This window comes from Rhodococcus sp. 06-1474-1B, from assembly GCF_002258885.1.
GTDB classification, from domain to species: Bacteria; Actinomycetota; Actinomycetes; order Mycobacteriales; family Mycobacteriaceae; genus Rhodococcoides; species Rhodococcoides fascians.
Map to the genome: position 1 here is coordinate 275,235 of NZ_NOYR01000027.1, position 17,204 is coordinate 292,438.

General features: G+C 67.9%; 10 protein-coding genes. 6 read left to right on the top strand and 4 right to left on the bottom strand.

All coding sequences use genetic code 11. The annotated features are described in order from the left end of the window. Positions 1 to 94: 94 nt before the first annotated feature. Positions 95 to 595, bottom strand: coding sequence for a hypothetical protein (locus CH266_RS16500; protein WP_032371876.1), 501 nt, complete (start codon positions 593 to 595; stop codon positions 95 to 97). Positions 596 to 911: 316 nt separating this feature from the next. Between CH266_RS16500 and treS the strand changes: the two genes are divergently transcribed. Both treS and CH266_RS16510 read left to right on the top strand, forming a co-directional pair. After that, the gene (gene treS, locus CH266_RS16505; RefSeq protein ID WP_094621509.1) at positions 912 to 3,092 is read left to right on the top strand and encodes a maltose alpha-D-glucosyltransferase; all 2,181 of its coding nucleotides are present in this window, start codon (positions 912 to 914) and stop codon (positions 3,090 to 3,092) included. Positions 3,093 to 3,133: 41 nt separating this feature from the next. Further along, positions 3,134 to 3,697, top strand: a complete 564-nt coding sequence (locus tag CH266_RS16510; protein ID WP_032366880.1) for a hypothetical protein — start codon at positions 3,134 to 3,136, stop codon at positions 3,695 to 3,697. Here the strand turns inward: CH266_RS16510 and CH266_RS16515 are convergent. The 3 genes from CH266_RS16515 to CH266_RS16525 form a co-directional block, all read right to left on the bottom strand. Beyond that, the gene (locus CH266_RS16515; protein WP_027495651.1) at positions 3,686 to 5,146 is read right to left on the bottom strand and encodes a dynamin family protein; all 1,461 of its coding nucleotides are present in this window, start codon (positions 5,144 to 5,146) and stop codon (positions 3,686 to 3,688) included. The genes CH266_RS16510 and CH266_RS16515 overlap by 12 nt on opposite strands. Further along, a complete protein-coding gene (locus tag CH266_RS16520) occupies positions 5,143 to 6,951 on the bottom strand; it encodes a dynamin family protein (RefSeq protein ID WP_032371874.1) in 1,809 nt (602 codons plus the stop codon). Before CH266_RS16520 ends, CH266_RS16515 begins: the two co-directional genes overlap by 4 nt. Before the next feature lie 152 nt (positions 6,952 to 7,103). Continuing rightward, positions 7,104 to 9,758, bottom strand: coding sequence for an IniB N-terminal domain-containing protein (locus CH266_RS16525; RefSeq protein WP_094715797.1), 2,655 nt, complete (start codon positions 9,756 to 9,758; stop codon positions 7,104 to 7,106). A gap of 256 nt (positions 9,759 to 10,014) precedes the next feature. Between CH266_RS16525 and CH266_RS16530 the strand changes: the two genes are divergently transcribed. The 4 genes from CH266_RS16530 to CH266_RS16545 all read left to right on the top strand — a co-directional run bounded on the left by CH266_RS16530 (position 10,015) and on the right by CH266_RS16545 (position 17,161). Continuing rightward, entirely contained in the window at positions 10,015 to 11,748 is a 1,734-nt protein-coding gene (locus CH266_RS16530; RefSeq protein ID WP_094715723.1) for an Hsp70 family protein, read from the top strand. A 7-nt stretch (positions 11,749 to 11,755) separates the two neighbouring features. Then, positions 11,756 to 14,227: a helix-turn-helix transcriptional regulator gene (locus tag CH266_RS16535; RefSeq protein WP_255175939.1), complete on the top strand. Its 2,472-nt coding sequence runs from the start codon at positions 11,756 to 11,758 to the stop codon at positions 14,225 to 14,227. 121 nt (positions 14,228 to 14,348) lie between these two features. Continuing rightward, positions 14,349 to 15,515 (top strand): hypothetical protein, encoded by a 1,167-nt coding sequence (locus CH266_RS16540; protein ID WP_094715724.1) that lies wholly within the window; start codon positions 14,349 to 14,351, stop codon positions 15,513 to 15,515. Further along, the gene (locus CH266_RS16545) at positions 15,512 to 17,161 is read left to right on the top strand and encodes an Hsp70 family protein (RefSeq protein WP_094715725.1); all 1,650 of its coding nucleotides are present in this window, start codon (positions 15,512 to 15,514) and stop codon (positions 17,159 to 17,161) included. The genes CH266_RS16540 and CH266_RS16545 overlap by 4 nt, the downstream gene beginning before the upstream one ends. Positions 17,162 to 17,204: the final 43 nt, after the last annotated feature.

Consider the following 17,204-nt stretch of genomic DNA (forward strand, 5'->3'; position numbering starts at 1 on the left):
CCGCGCACATGGGGCGAAGCCCCTCCACAGCAGTACGCCGCGACGATCAGCGGGGATCGTCGCGGCGCAGCGGGAGAGAAGTGCAGAACGAGAATTACTCGGCAGGGTCCTCGGCGGGTGCGGGGATGCAGCTGTAGCTGAGCAGTCCACCGGTGATGTTGTTCATGAAGTCGGCATCGAGTGCGCTGGCGAAGGCAGCTGCGCCGGCGGGGCGAGCGACCCATTCGCGATCGGCCGACGGCACGGTGTACGTCATTGCCTCGCCTGCCTTGATGGTCTTCTCGGTGTTCTGACCCTGCAGACCCGGCAGTGCGCCGTAGTTGACGTTGACGTTCGACGCGTCGTCGGCACCCTTGTTCTCGACCTTGACCTGCAGTGCGACGACGCCGCCCTCGGGGGCCTTCTCGACTCCGGTGTCGCAGACAGTGGCCATCGAGACCACCAGGTCGGGGCTTTCCAGAACTGCGGAGCCGAGTGGCATTGCGGGCTCGGTCTCGGGCTCGGCCGAGGCCATGGGTACGAGGACGACCGCACCGATGCCGGCGGCCAGGGCGGCCGTCGAGGCCAGGATCGATGTGCGGGCAAGACGTCGCATGGACAACTCCTGTGGCTGAGGGGATGTGACCCGTGAGTCTGATGTGACTGAAGGGACAGTTGGTACTTCCTCACTATGGCCTATCCGATTCAGACATTCCACACCAGGCGGTCTCGATTCGATGACGTTCGCATATCGAACAAAACCGGTCGGGCCGAATGACATTCGTGTGATTCGGCCGACTCTCACCGATCGACCGGCCGGGCCCGGCGCGCCCACACGCTAGGTTTCGCTGGCCGAAGAAGAGGGGAACCACAACCCTGCGGATCGGCCGCGCCCTACGTAGGGTTGAGGAAAAGCGAGGCTACGGAGGCACATGGATCCCGAAGTGCAGCACGAACCGAGCGAGATCACCTACGACGAGAAGTTCTACCCGGCTCGGCCGAAACCGCTTCGTCCGTCCGTGCGCCGTGCGAACCGAAGTAGTGGTCCCACACCGGACAGCGAGCCGGTCGCGTCCAATCCCGAGTACGTGGACTGGCTCACCGAACAGTCGATGCTGCGAGATGCCAAGCTCATTGCCGAACAGCTGTCGGGCAAGGGCAGCATGTGGCAGAACCCGTATGCCGATCCCGACCCGCGTGCTGCCGTCGAGCGAGCACCCGTCTGGTTCACCGCCTACCCCATCTCGGTGATCAACGCTCCGCAGACCAGCTTCCTGAGCACCCTCGGTGACGAGAAGTTGTGGCAGGCGTTCTCCGAAATCGGCGTCACCGCCGTGCACACCGGACCGGTGAAGGTGGCGGGCGGCATCCACGGGTGGCGTCCCACCCCGTCCGTCGACGGCCACTTCGACCGCATCGGTATGCAGATAGACCCCGCCTTCGGCTCGGAAGAAGAGTTCCGACGCCTGTGCGTCGTGGCCGCCGCGTACGACGGCATCGTCATCGACGACATCGTTCCCGGCCACACCGGTAAGGGTGCGGATTTCCGGCTGGCCGAGATGGCCGTCGCCGATTACCCCGGCATTTACCACATGGTCGAGATCGAGCCGCAGGACTGGCACCTGCTGCCGCGTGTGCGCGCCGGTGCCGACTCGCAGAACATCGACGCCGAGGCCGAGGCCAATCTCGCTCGCGCCGGCTACATCATCGGTCAGCTGCAGCGAGTGATCTTCTACGAGCTCGGCGTCAAGGAAACCAACTGGAGCGCAACACCTCCCGTCGTCGGCATCGACGGCGTCGAGCGGCGTTGGGTGTACCTGCACTACTTCAAGGCCGGTCAGCCGTCCATCAACTGGCTCGACCCATCGTTCGCGGGAATGCGTCTCGTCATCGGCGACGCCTGTCATTCCATCGCCGATCTCGGTGCCGGCGCGTTGCGCCTGGACGCCAACGGTTTCCTCGGCGTCGAACGTCGTGCAGAGGGTCCGGGTTGGTCCGAGGGACACCCACTCTCGGAGGCCGCGAATCACCTGATCGCCAGTGTGGTGCGCAAGATGGGCGGGTTCACCTTCCAGGAGTTGAACCTGACGATCGACGACATCAAGGCCATGGGCACCAACGGTGCCGACCTGTCGTACGACTTCATCAACCGTCCGGCCTACCAGCATGCGTTGGTCATGGGGAACACCGAATTCCTCAGACTCACCATGACTTTGGCGCGTGATCATGGCGTCGACACGGCATCGTTGGTGCACGCGCTGCAGAACCACGACGAGATGACGTTCGAGCTCATCCACTTCGCGACACTGCACGCAGAAGACGAGTTCGCATACGGCGGCGAGTCGGTCAAGGGCTGCGATCTGGGCGATCGCATTCGCGGTGAACTCACCGATCGCCTCACCGGCCGCTGGGCACCGTACAACCGAACGTTCACCACCAACGGAATCGCCTGCACCACAGCCAGTGTGATCACCGCGTCGCTCGGCATCCGCGATCTCGATCGGATGGACGAGCAGGACATCGAGACCGTCAAACGAGCGCACCTGCTGCTCGCCATGTACAACGCACTGCAGCCCGGCGTGTTCGCGCTGTCCGGCTGGGACTTGCTGGGCATTCTTCCGATCGCCGCCGACGAGGTCGAGGATCTCATCAAGGAGGGCGACACTCGCTGGCTCAACCGCGGCGCACACGACCTGATGGGGTATTTCCCCGACGCCGTGCGCTCGGAATCGGGCATTCCCCGTGGACGCAGCCTGTACGGGTCACTACCGGAACAGTTGGCCGACCCGCAGTCGTTCGCTCGGCAGCTGGCTCGAATCATCGAGCTGCGCAACAAGTACGGAATTGCCACGGCGCAGCAGATCGACATTCCGACGGTCTCGCACAAGAGCCTGTTGGTGATGGTGCACGAACTCGGCCAGGGCACCATCCAGGCCACGGTGCTGAACTTCTCGTCCGACGAGATCAGCGCAACCATTCAGTCCAAGCACCTGGTGCCCGGCACCTGCGCCATCGATGTGTTCGACGACAACGAGATCGCGACGGTCGACGAACTGCACAGTTTCCCGATGAACCTCGGTCCGTACGAGGGCGTCGCGGTGGTGCTGCGGTGAAAGAGACGTCGCAGCACCGCTGACGGATAGACTCCTGCACCGTGGCCGAAGAACCGAACGATCCGACAGCGCACAGGCCTCGGCCTGCCCGACCGCAACCACCGCGGCCGGAGCTGTCCGTCGAACCTCTTCGGCCACGACATGAATCCACCGCAGACTCCCGTCTGCCGAAGATCGCGACCGGGCTGTGGGCGGCGACCGCCGCACTGATCCTGGCGCTGGCCGCCGTCATTGCGCTGAACTGGAACGTCGTTCTGTCGGGCGTCGAAACCGCCGTGGCTCAGCAGGATTCGACGGCAAGCGCCGCAGACGTCCGGAACACGGCGTCGGCCACCCTCATCTCGAGCGGTGCTGCCGCCGCCGTGCTGGTACTACTCGGGTTCGTCTCGTTGAACCTGCTCCGCGGCGCAGCCACGTCGTCCAAAATATTGATGGGCGCGGTAGGAATTCTGACCATCGGGGCGGCCGTCACGTTCTCGACCTTCGTCTCCGACGCCTCGGCCCTGCTCGGCGGCGTGCTGCAATGGGGTCCGTTCGTCGTGGCAGGCGCTGCCGCAGCCGCCACGGTCGTCGCGCTGCTACCTCGACGCCCCTCACGTCAGTGAGGCGAGAATCCCTTCGGCACTGCGCGCGGCGAGGGCACACGAATTCGACGTGAACCGGTCCAGAAGCGGATGCTCCGAGAGGGATCGCCACTTACGCACCGCAGCCAGTGCCGTGTCGCGCTGCTGAGTGTGCCCCGCATCGGGCGGCAGATCGAGACGCTCGGTGGCGGCGATACCGAAGCCGCCGATGATTCGCTGCAGATCGAGCAGTCCTCCGTCGGGCAATGTCGGTGTGACCGAACGCAATCGGCCGAGCAACCGTAGTTCGGCAAACCCGTGTACGTCGGCGAGCATCCTGCCGGCTTCGGTACGCAGCGCATGCGACTCCGGCCGGAACTCCAGAATTCGTTGTAGCGCAACCAGAGCCGAGTGCAGCTTCAGCTGATCCGCACGCTGGCCGAATTGCACGTCGATGACCGAGCGAAGTTCGGACAGTCCACTGCGCTCGACCAGGTCGGCCGCCAGTGTCGGCGAATCACGCACACCGAGCCGAATCAGCGTCACGGCCATCCGAATCCCGAACAAGCCGAAGCGGTCGACAATGCTGGCGCGCAGGGCGGCATCGACGGGCAGAGTGCTCTCCGCCCGCACGAACCGATCGGCCGAAAGCATCGCCAGCTGCAGATCCTCGGTCGGTACCGTCGCGAGCATCTGGAATGCGGCGAACTCGCTCTGCCGCAACGTCTCTGCTCCCAACGCCAACAGCCCTGCCACCGGGACGACGGCCTGGCACAGTCCGGTGGCTTCGAGCTCGGACGCGAACCGGGCCGCGACCTCCTTGGCCGACATCATCGCGTCCATGCGGCCCGAGCCGACCTCGTCCGCCCGGGAGACCACCCCGATTACCCCCAGTGGCCCGGAATCACCTCCGACGTGTGCCCCGATCTGCCCAAGAAACGAGACGTCCGTGGCATTGAGGGTGCGCAGCAGGTAGACCACCGCGTCGGCCCCCGACGACGAATTCTCGGGGGTCAGCATCGCCAACGTGCGCGCCGAGACATCGCGAGAGAGCGACGAGGTGCCGGGTGTGTCGATGATCGTCGTCTGCGCCAAAGTACTTGCCGGCCATTCGACGTCGAGGCGATCGACCTGCGCCGCCGTCAACGCACCGAGATCGAACGTCAGCCGCCCGTCACGTCGTTGCACCGGAACGTTCGCCGCGCGATCGCCGTCGTACCAGGCCGTCACACTGGGTGAGACGCCGTTGCGATACCACGTGACGACCTTGGTGCATTCGGTGGCGTCGGTCGGCGCAATATCTTGCCCAACAAGCGAATTGAGCAGAGTGGACTTGCCGGCCTTGAGCGATCCCGCAAGCGCGACCCGGAGCGGCTCGTCCAAACGGTAGAGACATTCGTCGAGCATCCAGGACGCCTCCGCGTCGCCGGCGTACGTCGACCGCGCTGCCGAGATCAGATCGCGCGCTCGGGCCAGTGCCGTCACGCTCATACCGCGACGTCCTTCACCAGACGCGTTGCGCGAGCATTCAATTCAGAGACAAGCCGCATGTCGTTCTCCAGCCTCGCGATCCGGGCGGTGCGATCGGTGTTGTCGGCGGCAGCGGCTTCCTGCGCCGAGCGCAACGACTCGTTGAGCGAACGCAATGTCTGCTCGGCGATCGAGGTGAAGTGATCTCGCAGCACCCGCTGAATCTGACGCAGCCGATCCTTCGACTCCTTGCCCACCTGGAAGCTGACGTCGTCGGTGAAGCGGCGAATCGCCATCTTGGCCTCGGAACGACGCGCCTTGACGCGATTCTCCTTGTCTTCCTTGTACGCCTTGGTGCCGAGCAGTACGCCCGCTCCGATCGAGATCGGATTGAGCAGACTCAGACCGACGAACGTGGTGATCAGACCGAACATCAATACGCCGCCGTAGGATCCACGCATTCCCACGAGCACTTTCTGCGTGATACCCACCCGACCCGACTCCAGATCGGCCAGGGACGTCACGGGCTCGAGCACATTGTCGAGATCGCCGAGATCGAGATCGGGCAGGGCCGCCGCGCCGGACGACGCGAAGTGCTCGGCCACCAACTCCGACAACCACAGAGCCCGCTCGTGCGCCCACACGAAATTGTCGCCCACCGACGCAGCGATCTGCTCTTCGAGCCATTCGCCCAGTTGCGGCCAGTCCTTCCCCGGATCCCCCTCGTCGACGGTTTCCTCGGCCTCCCGGGTGACGCGTCGCAGTCGGTCGCGCAGGTCGTGATCGATGTCCGACGCGAGATCTGCGATTCCGTCACCGAGCGTCTGTTGCCACTGCGAGGACCGCTTGTGCAGTTCCTCGGCGGCGGACTTGGCGCGCTGGAGCCCGGCGACTGCGGCGGCCGCGCGCTCCGGATCCTTCAGCGCCGCAAGCTCACTGCCGAACGACAGTGTCAGGTGCTCGGTCACCGAGCGGACATCGAGGGATACCGATGCGCGAGCCAGCACGTCGGCCCGTGCCACCACGTCGTCGCGCAGAAACGCGTACAGCTGCTGGAAGCCGGATTCGGCATTGAGTTCCTCGTCGTTCAAACGCACTGCGTGCGAACGCAACAACGACGACACCGGCAGCATCTGCACGGTGATGCCTGCACGGTCCAGGTGCGCACGGTTGGCCTCGACGATCTGCCGCCAATGGGGATACAGATCGATCTTGGTGATCAGCACCGCCACAGCCGGGCACAGACCCTGCACCTGCCGCAGGAACGCCAATTCCGGCTCGGTGAATTCACGAGAGGCATCGGACACGACGAGCACGGCATCGGCCGACGGAATCAGACCCAATGTCCCTGCCGCATGCGGGTTTCCGTGGCCACCGACTCCCGGCGTGTCGACCAGCACCAGGCCGTCGGCGAGCAGTGGGCTCGGTACCGCGATGTCCAGCCGCAGCACCTCCCGGCCCTGAGCCTGGGGACTCGCCGGAGTCACCGTGGTGATCTCTTCGAGCGGTACGTCGACCCGAATCGGTTCGTCACCGGGATTCGCGAGCACGAGCTGCGCGGAGAAGCTGTCCGCGTTGGACACCACCGTCGGAATCGCGGTGGTCTCGTCGTCGCCCACCGAGCACACCGTCAGATTCAGCAGCGAATTCACGAACTGGCTCTTGCCCTGTTTGAGGGGTCCGACCACGATGATGCGACGACGAGGGTCGAGCACACGCGACTTCGCTGCCTCGACTCGATCGACCAGATCGGATCGTCCCGCCGATGTCGCTACCTCCGCGGTGCGATCGAGCAGCTCGGCCAGTTCCGTAGATTGCCCGTCCATACCTGTGTCTCCACAACCCATCTCGTCGACTCCCGCGAACCCCACTCGTCCCGCAGGCCGCATTCCCAAACTCTAGCGACGACTCGGCCCCGAGTGTCGTTGAACACTCGGGGCCGACTCGTCACTTCGTCACCTGATCACAGGCAACTCGATCAGGGGTTCAGCGGGTCGATGTCGTGGTCGACGGTCAGCGAGTGGCCCAGTGAATCTGCTGCCGAATCGACCGATCCGTGCAGGTTGCCGCCGGTCTCGCCGAACAGGTCCGTGCTGCTCTCGCTCTGTCCGAAGACGTCGGAGTCGACGCTCGACCAGCCCGTGCCCGATGCGTTCGCGCTGGAATCGAAGGAGCTCGCGGACTCGAAAGATCCCTCGGCTCCGGACTGCACTGCACCGGTGACCTGGCCACCGAGCTGCGCGGCAGAGTCAAACCCGCCGGCCACGGAACCCGCAGCGTCCGCACCAGCATCCAAACCCCCGCTCACCGTGGAGGCCAGTCCGCCGCCGATCGAGCCGCCGGCATCCAGTCCGCCGCCGATGTTCGACGCGATCTCGCCGCCCACCGAGGTTCCCGCGTCGACGACGCCGCCCACGGTGCCCTCGAGTCCTCCGGTGACGTTTCCGGCCAGGTCACCCGCGGCGGAACCGGCGAGGTCACCTGCCGATTCGAGTCCTGCACCGACCTGCGTACCGGCGTCGATTCCGCCGTTCACAGCGCCGGTCAGAGTGCCTTCCAGTCCTGCGCCGGCCTGCGCTGCCGCGTCGATTCCGCCGTTCACAGCGCCGGTCAGAGTGCCTTCCAGTCCTGCACCGGCCTGTGCTGCCGCGTCGATTCCGCCGTCGACGGCACCGGTGACGGTGCCTTCCAGTCCTGCACCGGCCTGCGCGGCTGCGTCGATGCCGGTCGAGACACCGCCTTCGACTCCACCTGCGACACCGCCTGCGATTCCGCCGCCGAGGCTGCCGAGTCCGGCCAGTCCGCCGGTCAGGCTCGTGCCCGCGTCGACGAGCCCGTTCAGTCCACCGGCCACGTCGCCGCCGACGTTGCCGACCGCCGCGAGGCCGCCGGTCACATCTGCTCCTGCGCTGCCGACGGCCGCGAGGCCACCGGTGATACCTGCGCCGACGCTGCCGACTCCGGCGAGGCCGCCCGTCAGGCCGCCGCCGAGGCTACCGAGTCCGGCCAGGCCGCCGGTGAGGTCTCCGCCGACGTTGCCGAGTCCGGCGAGGCCGCCGGTCAGGCCGCCGCCGAGGCCACCGAGTCCGGAGAGGGTGCCTTCCACGGTGCCGGTGAGATCGGCACCTGCGGACACGGCCGTGTCGACCGCACCGGCCAGCTGAGCGCTGAGATCTGCACTCGCGCCGAGTGCTGCTCCGAGGTCGAGTGTGGCTCCGGCGTCGACGATTGCTTCGACGGCCGTGCCGAGCTGTGCGCCTGCAGCGCCGCCGACACCGAACGCGGTTCCGAGAATTCCTTCGAGGCTGCCCGTGACTCCGCCGGTCAGCGCGCCGGTGATTCCGCCGGTCAGCTCACCCGTCAGCTCGCCCGCCAGTTCGCCGGTGATGCTGCCACCGATGCCCAGACCGGCGCCGAGGGTTCCCTCGATGGCGGTGTCGATGGCCGTGGCCAGGTTTCCGACGACTCCGGCGTCGAGATCGAGGACGCCGCCCAGGGCGCCGCTGACGACCGTGCCGATGTTGCCGCCGGCTGCGAGGAGTGCGTCGACGTCGACGTCAGCGAGGGCACCGGCGTCGAGTACTGCACCGAGTGCTGTTCCGATGGATCCTGCGATGGCGCCGTCGACGGCGAAGAGTCCGCCGAGGCTGCCACCGATGCCACCGGCGATGTCGCCGACGAGCGCGGCTCCGGCTTCGGCGGATCCGCTCAGGGCTGACGAGATGTCTGCGGTGAGGTCGGCACCGACCGTTCCGAGTCCGGCGAGAGCGCCGCCGATGCCTGCGGTCAGCGCGGTGCCGAGGCCGCCGACGATGTCCAGTCCGGCTCCGGCGTCGAGCACGGATTCGAAGACGCCACCGACGGCAGCGCCCAGTTCGGCTCCGACGGTTCCGCCGACTGCGAAGAGGGCACCGAGCGCGCCGGACAGTCCGCCCTGGATGTCGGCCAGCGCGGCGAGGTCGACTGCGCCGGTGGCACCGATCGCGGCGTCGAGGGCTGCCTGCAGCTGCGCTGCCAGGTCGGCGCTGATCTCGCCGCCGATGTCTGCGCCTGCTCCGATGAGTCCGGTGAGCGCAGCGCCGAGTCCGACCGTGCCGCCGAGAAGGCCGTCGAGGTCCAGATCGATTCCGCCACCGAGTCCGCCGCCGATGCCCGCACCGGCACCGATGAGTGCGTCGAGAGCGCCACCGAATGCGGTGCCGAGTTCGAGGCCGATCTGGCCACCCACGGCCAGAGCTGCAGCGAGAGCTGCCTGGAGCGACGCTTCGATCTCGCCCGCCACGTCGATTCCACCGGTCAGCGCGCCACCTGCGGCGAGCCCGCCGCCGGCTACCGCTCCTGCGGCAATGCCGAGTCCGGCCGACAGTCCGCCGCCGAGGCTCGCGCCTCCGGCGAGTGCGCCGTCGAGGCCTGCGGATCCGCCTGCACCCAGGATGGCGGAGAGCTGGCTGCCCGCACCGGCGAACAGTCCCGACTCGGCGACCAACGGGGCCACCGCGACGATGTCTGCGTGGGTGACGCCGCCGAGGCCGGCAGCGGCCAACGTCGTCTCGGGGTTGGCGCAGTAGGCAGCAGCGGCGTTGTCGTCGCGCAGCAGGCCGAGAATGAAATCGAGTACGGCGTTGGTAGCCATGTGAGTCTCCTTGACGAGTGATGCTTCGTGGTTGATCACAAAGCTATGGTCCGCAGAGCCCCCGCCCAACGGGGACGATCCCCCTACTCCCCCGGGGGTCGCCAGGGGACTTGCATTAGGGGATCTGAGCGCTTTAGGGGATTTACCTCGTTGCACGCTCTAACCTGCTGTGAGACGTAACGAATCGGGGCACCGAGCCGACAGTGCGGGTAACGGCGGTGGGAACCAGGGCAGTGCGACAAGAAGGTGGCGGCAGATGAACGCAGGGCTCGGCATACGGATCGGAACTGTGACGGCTGTCGCCGCCCTGGATACCGACCCGGTGACCTCGGTGGTCAAGCGTTCGGCCCTCGATCTTCGTCCCGGTGCGGCCCCCGGTCTCGCCGACCTGTGGGACCGCTCGACGCGCCATCTCATCAGTGGGTTCGCCGATCGCGTCGGTGACCCCGTCGAACTGATCGACGACGACGGCCGCAGTCACCGCGCCGAGGACCTGTACGCCACCGCCACTCGTGCCCTCGTCGCCGACGTCTCCGCCGGTGTCGACTCCTCCCCCTCCGTGGTGGTCACCCACCCCACACGCTGGACCGCCTACACCGTCGAGGTGCTCGGCGAAGCGCTCGATCGCGCAGGCCTGACCGACGTCACGCTCGTTCCCGAGTCGGTCGCCACGATGCGCTGGCTCGAAGTCACCCGTGGAACCCAGTCCGACGGTCTCGCGGTCGTCTACGACCTCGGCGCGACGGCTCTCGACGTCACGTTGATGCGGACCGGGTCCGACGCAGGCGTCGTCGGAACCGGCGTTCATTCGCAGGAGTTCGGTGGCGCTCAGTTCGACCACGAGATCATGCAGTACGTACTCGACACCGTCTCGGGCAGTCAGTCGTTCGAGTTCGATCCCTTCGATCCCGACACCGTCGGTGCTTTGGTCGAATTGCGCGCCCGCTGCGGCGAGGCCAAAGAACAGTTGTCCTACGACACCTCCACGTCGCTGACGGTGGACCTGCCGGGGCTGCACACCGAAGTACGACTGGTGCGCTCGGAGATCGAAGACCTCGTTCGCGCATCGCTGCTGGCCTCCATCGGCGTCGTGCGTGACGCGGTCGCGGCCGCGGGCCTCGAGGTCACCGACATCGATCAGGTGGTGCTGACCGGCGGCAGCTCGGCCATCCCGCTCGTCGCCGAGCTCGTCTCGACCGAGCTGCGAGTACCGGTCGTGGCCGGGCCGCGCCCCGAACTGACCGTCGCGATCGGAGCCGCAATCCTCGGCAGCGACATCGCCGACGCCACCGCCGCGGACGACGCAGCAGCATTGGCTGCGGTTCCCGCCGCGACCGCCGTTGCCGCGCCGATGCCCCGTCCCACCCCGCGTCCCGCCCCGACCCCGACGGCAGTGGCGTCGGAATCGGGAATGTCCGGACGCAAGAAGGCAGGCCTGGTCGCCGGATCCGTCGTCGTGCTCGCCCTTCTCGCGGGCGGCGGACTGTCGGTCGGAACGGCCCTCACCTCGGACAACACCACTCCGGCCGAATCCAACGCCGAGATCTCGAGCACCGAGACTCCCGGCAGCACGGCCGCCGTGGCAGAAGTCGGGACCACGACCGGGCCGACCGGTTCTGCAGCAGTCGGTTCCACGGGTGCACCCACGACGGTGGTCAACGCCGACGGCAGTGTCACCCAGATCGATCCGGCCACCGGGGCTCCTGTTGCCGGGGCACCCGTCGCCGGAGCGCCGGCCGCGGTCCCCGGCCAGAACGGGGCCGCCACCGTGCCGACCATCCCGTCGATCGCCGCACCGACGGTGCCCAAATACCAGCCCCCGGCCGTGCAGGTCCCGCAAGCACCGCAGTTCACGCCACAACCGCTACCGACGTACCAGGGTCCGACGCTCGGCGACGTCGGGCAGGGCCTCGGCGGTGTCGTCGGAGGTGTGGGTCAGGGCCTGGGTGACGGACTCGGCGGGGTCGTCGGCGGCCTGACCGGTCGATAGACCGACCGTGGCCAACAGCCCATCCGCTCTCGTCGGCGTCGAGCGCGCCGATCGATTCGTTCGTGACGCGTCGTCGAGCACCGGTGTGCATGTTGTCGTCGGGGTGAACGGCTCCGGTCGATCCGCGGTGCTCGGTGCGGTCGCGGCCGCCGCGACGACGGTGCATGCGGGCAGTGTCACCGACGCGCCGTCGGGTGCGACGGTTCTGGTCGACGACGCCCATCTGTTGCCGGATCACCGCGTGGACGAGATCGCCGCTGCGGCAACCCGTTCGGACATCACGCTGGTTCTCGCCACGGCCCCGCGCCGATACGATTCCCGGATCGAGAAGCTCGTTGCGTCCGCAGGTGCCGCTCGCCTGACGCTGGTACCGCTGGACAAGACGTCGATCGCAACGCGGGCAGCCGCAGTCGCTCGGCCGATCTCCGCGTCACTGGCGAGCGCGATCGCAAAGTCCACCGGAGGGCTTCTCGTCGCCGTCGACGCGGCACTGGCCGCGCTCGGGGGCGAACGGTCCGATCCGACTCCGCTACGTGCGGTCACCGAATCCGTTGCCGAGCAGCATCGCCGAATCCTCGTCGACACCACCGACGACACCCGCGCCGTGCTGCTCGCCGCTCGCTTCGGCGTCGTCCCGGACCCGGCTACGGCGGCGCAGCTCGTGACGCGGCCGGCCGACGCGGAGACAGTCGTCGATATCGCCTGCAGCTCCGGTCTTCTCGACGCCACGGGCGCGTTGATTCCGTCCGCCGAAGGTCCCCTGACCGAGATGATCGGGGAGCGTCGATGCCGGGTGCTGCTCGACCGCATCACCGAGGTTGCGGCGAAATCCGGTCTGCTCGACGCCTCGGCCGCGCGAGCGTTGGCGGCGCACGGGGTCGTACGCGCAGACCTCGCTGATTTCCTTGCTGGACAAGGTGATTCGACTTCCATAGAGTCCGCTGGCCAGCTGTACGACGCGGCAGCAGCGGCGGGATTCGACCCATCTGCGCTCGCGGCCCGGCGGGCAGAGGTGGCCGCCGCGACCGGACACCTCGACGAGGCAGGCCGTCGTGCCGACGAGATTCTCGATGCGGCCACCGATCACACGCAGGTCGATCTACGCACTGCGGTCAGGGTCTCGGCGTCGGTCGCCGCGCAGCGCGGAATGGTCTCGCGCAGTGCGCAATTGTTCGCCTGGCTCGGGACGGATCGACTCGGGACCGATGCGGTGTGGGCTGCCTTGTCGGCCGCTGCCGCAGGCGACCGCCCGGCTGCCGACCGCGCACTGAGTGTCGTGGCGTCGCTGGCACCGACGTCGAGCACGGCGTCGGGCGCGTTGCTCGTCGACGGGGTCCTCGGTTCGATCGACTCACGCAGCGCTGCCGCGTCGAGTGCGGCGACGAACGCGCTGATGCGCGCGGTCACGTTGACGGCCGCACCGTCCGATCGTTGGTGCGCTCCGGATTCGGCAGCCGCGGTGGCCGCCCTGCACGCGGTGCACTGCGGTGATCTCGCCCGCGTCGACTCCGTCATCGCTCGTGCACTACCCGAGCTGCGGCCGGGATCCGAGGCCCACACGCGGCTCGTGCTCATCGGCGGCTGGGCGGCCATGCTGCGAGGAGACGCCGCGCAGGCCTGCCACCTGGTCGACCCGCTCGAGATCCCCGACTCGCACGTGCGCAATCACCTGTTCCTGCACGGCATTCGAGTGGGGTTGGCCCGCAGGTCCGGGGACGCCGGATCTCTCGTCACGGCGTGGACCCAGGCGCAGAACGTCGTCGCCGCGTACTCGATCGACCTGTTCTCGCTCTTGCCCCTCGGCGAATTGGTGCTGGCCGCAACACGAGTGGGCCAGTTCGATCGCGTCGAGCACCTCGTGTCGCAGGCCACGACGCTGCTCGCCGCGTTGGGCGATCCGCCGGTCTGGGCCTCGGCGCTGCATTGGTATCAGGTGCAGGCCGCCATCGTGGCGCAGACGCCCGAAGCCCTGGTGCCGCACGCGAAGGCCCTCGCGTCCGCCGCTCCGACGCACCCGTACAGCTCCGCACTCGCTGCGGCGGGGCGGGCGTGGCTCGGTGTTCTACAGGGCAGGCCCGACGCCGCCGAGGTGGAACTCTCGGCGCGCACCCTCACCGCGTTCGGCCTGCCGTGGGACGGTGCCCGGTTGGCGAGCGAAGCCGCACTGACCGTCGCCGACACCGCTACGGCCACCTCGTTACTGCACATCGCCCGGTCGTTGCGTCAGCCCAGCTCGCATCAGCGGGAGACCGACGGGACGACGCCGCAGCCGTCGGGATCTCTGAGCGAACGCGAGGCCGAGGTGGCCGAACTACTGGTTCTCGGCGTCACGTACCGCGAGGTGGGCAGCCGGCTCTACATCTCCCCGAAAACCGTCGAACATCATGTGGCTCGCATTCGCCGCAGGCTCGGAGCCGGGTCGCGCTCGGAACTGATCTCGATGCTGCGGGCGATGGGCTACGGAACATCGACCACCTGACCTCGGCACGCTGATGCCCCCTACTGCGGGTGTAACTGTGTGAGGATCCGAAGCGACATAACGACCGAACATCGACTCCGAGCCCAGGACAGGTAGATATCCCCATGACCGAGCAGCCCGCATGACCGAGCAGCCCGGCGGGGCGAGTATCGGCGCACCGGACGTCGGCCTCTATCTGGACGACGAGCAGGCCGTCGCGGCCGTGTCGCACCCCATCGCGCCCGGCCCCTCCCTGCATCTGGCGTCCCTGCACTCGACCGTGCTCAACACTCACCCCGACGGCACCGTCTCACTCGGTGACGCCACAGACAACGACTCCGAGGCGTACACGCACTTCCTCGACGCGCTCGGTGGCGGTGTCACCGGTAGCCGGGGCACCGTCTTCCCCGCCGAACAGCTGACGTCGATGGCACTGCTGTGCCTGCTCACCGAGGTGGCGTCGTCGATCGATCTGCGCCCCGGCGATCTCGCTGCGGCCGCCACCTACCCGGCCCGCTGGACCGCCGAGCAGGTGTTCGCCCTGCGTGCGGCCATGAACGGGCACGGGTTGGCGCACGTTGCGCTCGTATCGGAAGAGGAGGCGCTGGACGCCTGGAACTCGTCGATGCGAGCAACCATGGAGAAGAAGGACACCGCCGTCGCCGCGGCTCGTGGTGCAGCGCTTCTGGCTGCCCGGTACCCGGTCGACGCCGTCACCGAACGCCTCGCCGTCGTCGGCGCACCGACCCGCGCCGACCGTCGTCCCCTGTTCACCGCCCCACTGTTCGCCGCCGCGGCGTTCGCAGCGGCGCTGACGGTCGGTGCCGGTGTGATCGCATTGCAGCTCGGCACGTCGGCCGACACCCCGGTGCCCACCATCGAGAACGCTCAGGTCGCACCCCCGACGACGACGTCGGGAATCCGGCCGGGTGGGCCGATCGACTTCCCCACTGCCGTCGTCGAACCGGCAGCCGAACTCGTCCCCGCCGTCTCGCCCGCACCGATCATCACGCCGGAGACCACCACCACGGCTACGGATCCGACCCGAGAGCGACGCTCCGAACGCGACGCGGCCGAGGTCGACACGCGACCCGCCGTCGACCTTCCGGAGGCCACCGAGACCGAGGACCCCACCACGACGCCGCCGACCGACGACGAACCAGTCGAACCCGAGCTGCCCGACGACGAACCCGCCGAGGACCCGCCGAAGCCCACCCCCGACGAGAACGCCGACGACAACACCCAGGCCGGACGTCTCGCTCCGCAGGACCGAGCTCCGGCCGGAGCCACGACGGGCGGCACTCCATGAGCGGTGCCGGGCATCTCGGAATCACGATCGGCAACACCAGGTCCGTTGCGGTGTATCGCGACTCGACCGCGTTCGAACCCACCGTCGTCGTACTACCGACGACACTGCGGTTCGACGATGACGGCCGAGCCCATCTCGGAGAGTCCGTCGACACCGCGCCGTTCACTCGCTTCGTCGATCTGGTCGGCAAGCAAGAAGATCTCGAACCCGATGCCGACGCGTATCGCGCCGAGGATCTGATGGCCAACGCCGCGAACTGCCTCGTGAGCATGTTCTCCGAGACGTCCGAATCGGCGTCCACGCCCGTCACGACGATGACGTATCCGACGCGATGGCCCCGCGAGAACATCGCTCTACTGCGCGACGCCCTCGACCACACCGGCCTCACCGACGTCGCGCTGGTTCCCGAGGCCAAGGCCGCGAGCGCGTTCGCTCAGCCGAGCCCGGGGGCTGCCGTCACGGTGATCGACATCGGGGCCACCGGCACCGACATCTCGACGTATCCGGGCGGCGGCACCGAGCGCAGCACCGCTGTCGGCGGCGACGTGTTCACCGATGCCCTGTTCGATCACGTCGTGACCGATCGCGAACACCTCGACCTGTCCGACTCCGCAGTTCTGGCTTCTCTCACCGGTGTCGTCGCGTCCTGCGAGCAGGCGAAACACACGTTGAGCACCGCGGACGTGGCCACGATCGCGGTGGAGCTGCCCGGCGTCTCGGATACGACGACGGTCACCCGCGCCGAGTTCGCAGACCTGATCGCGCCGACGTTGGGCTTGCTCGACGTGCCGTCGACCGGCACGGTCGTGCTCACCGGCGGCAGTGCCGCCCTACCTTCGGTGGTCGCCGACATCGGCGAGCGCACCGCAGGCGCGCTGCTCGTCGAGCCGCTCGCTGCGGCTCGCGGCGCACTGAACATCGCCGAGATCGAGGACGTCGACGGCAACTCGTTGGTGACCGGCGCAGCGCCGGTGGTCACTCGCAACGACGGCACGGACTCGCTCGACACCGACGCGATCCCGGTGGTCGCTCCGCCGCCGCCCCTCGCGTTCTCCGAGGCGATACCGGCGGTGGCACCGGTGTTCGGCCCGTCCCAGCTGCGCTCGGAGCCCATCGTTCCGGCCGGAGATCCCGACGGTCCCGACACGGCGACCCAGCAGTACGCCGCAACCGCGTTCGCCGGTGCGGCGACCGAGAACAAGAAGGAACGCAGCGAGCGCTCGCGCACCGTCACCACGATCATCGCCGGTGCTGGTGCGGGCGTGGTCATCGTTCTCGTCATCGCAGCCCTGAGTGGGGTGTTCAGCAGCGGACCCGCCACGACACCGCCCACCGTCACCGACGCCGGATCACCGGTCACCACCTCCGCGCGGGTGCCGTCTACCGCACCGACCACGACGACGGTGCCCGCGGCTGCTCCCGAGGTGGTGCAGGAGCCGACGGCCGAGGAGTACACCCCGCCTCAGCCCGCGCCCCTGCCTGCGCCGCCGCCTGCTCCGGAACCGACACCGGCACCGCCTCCGGTGGTCACGACACCGCCCGTCGCGGTGACCACCCCTCCGGAAACCACGACGCCGGCGGAAACGACGACTCCGGTCACTACGACGACCACGACGACCACCTCAGCAACGAACCCGGAGCCCTGAGCAGGGAAAACATTGGTCCGGTAGCGCATGCCCTAGGGTGGGG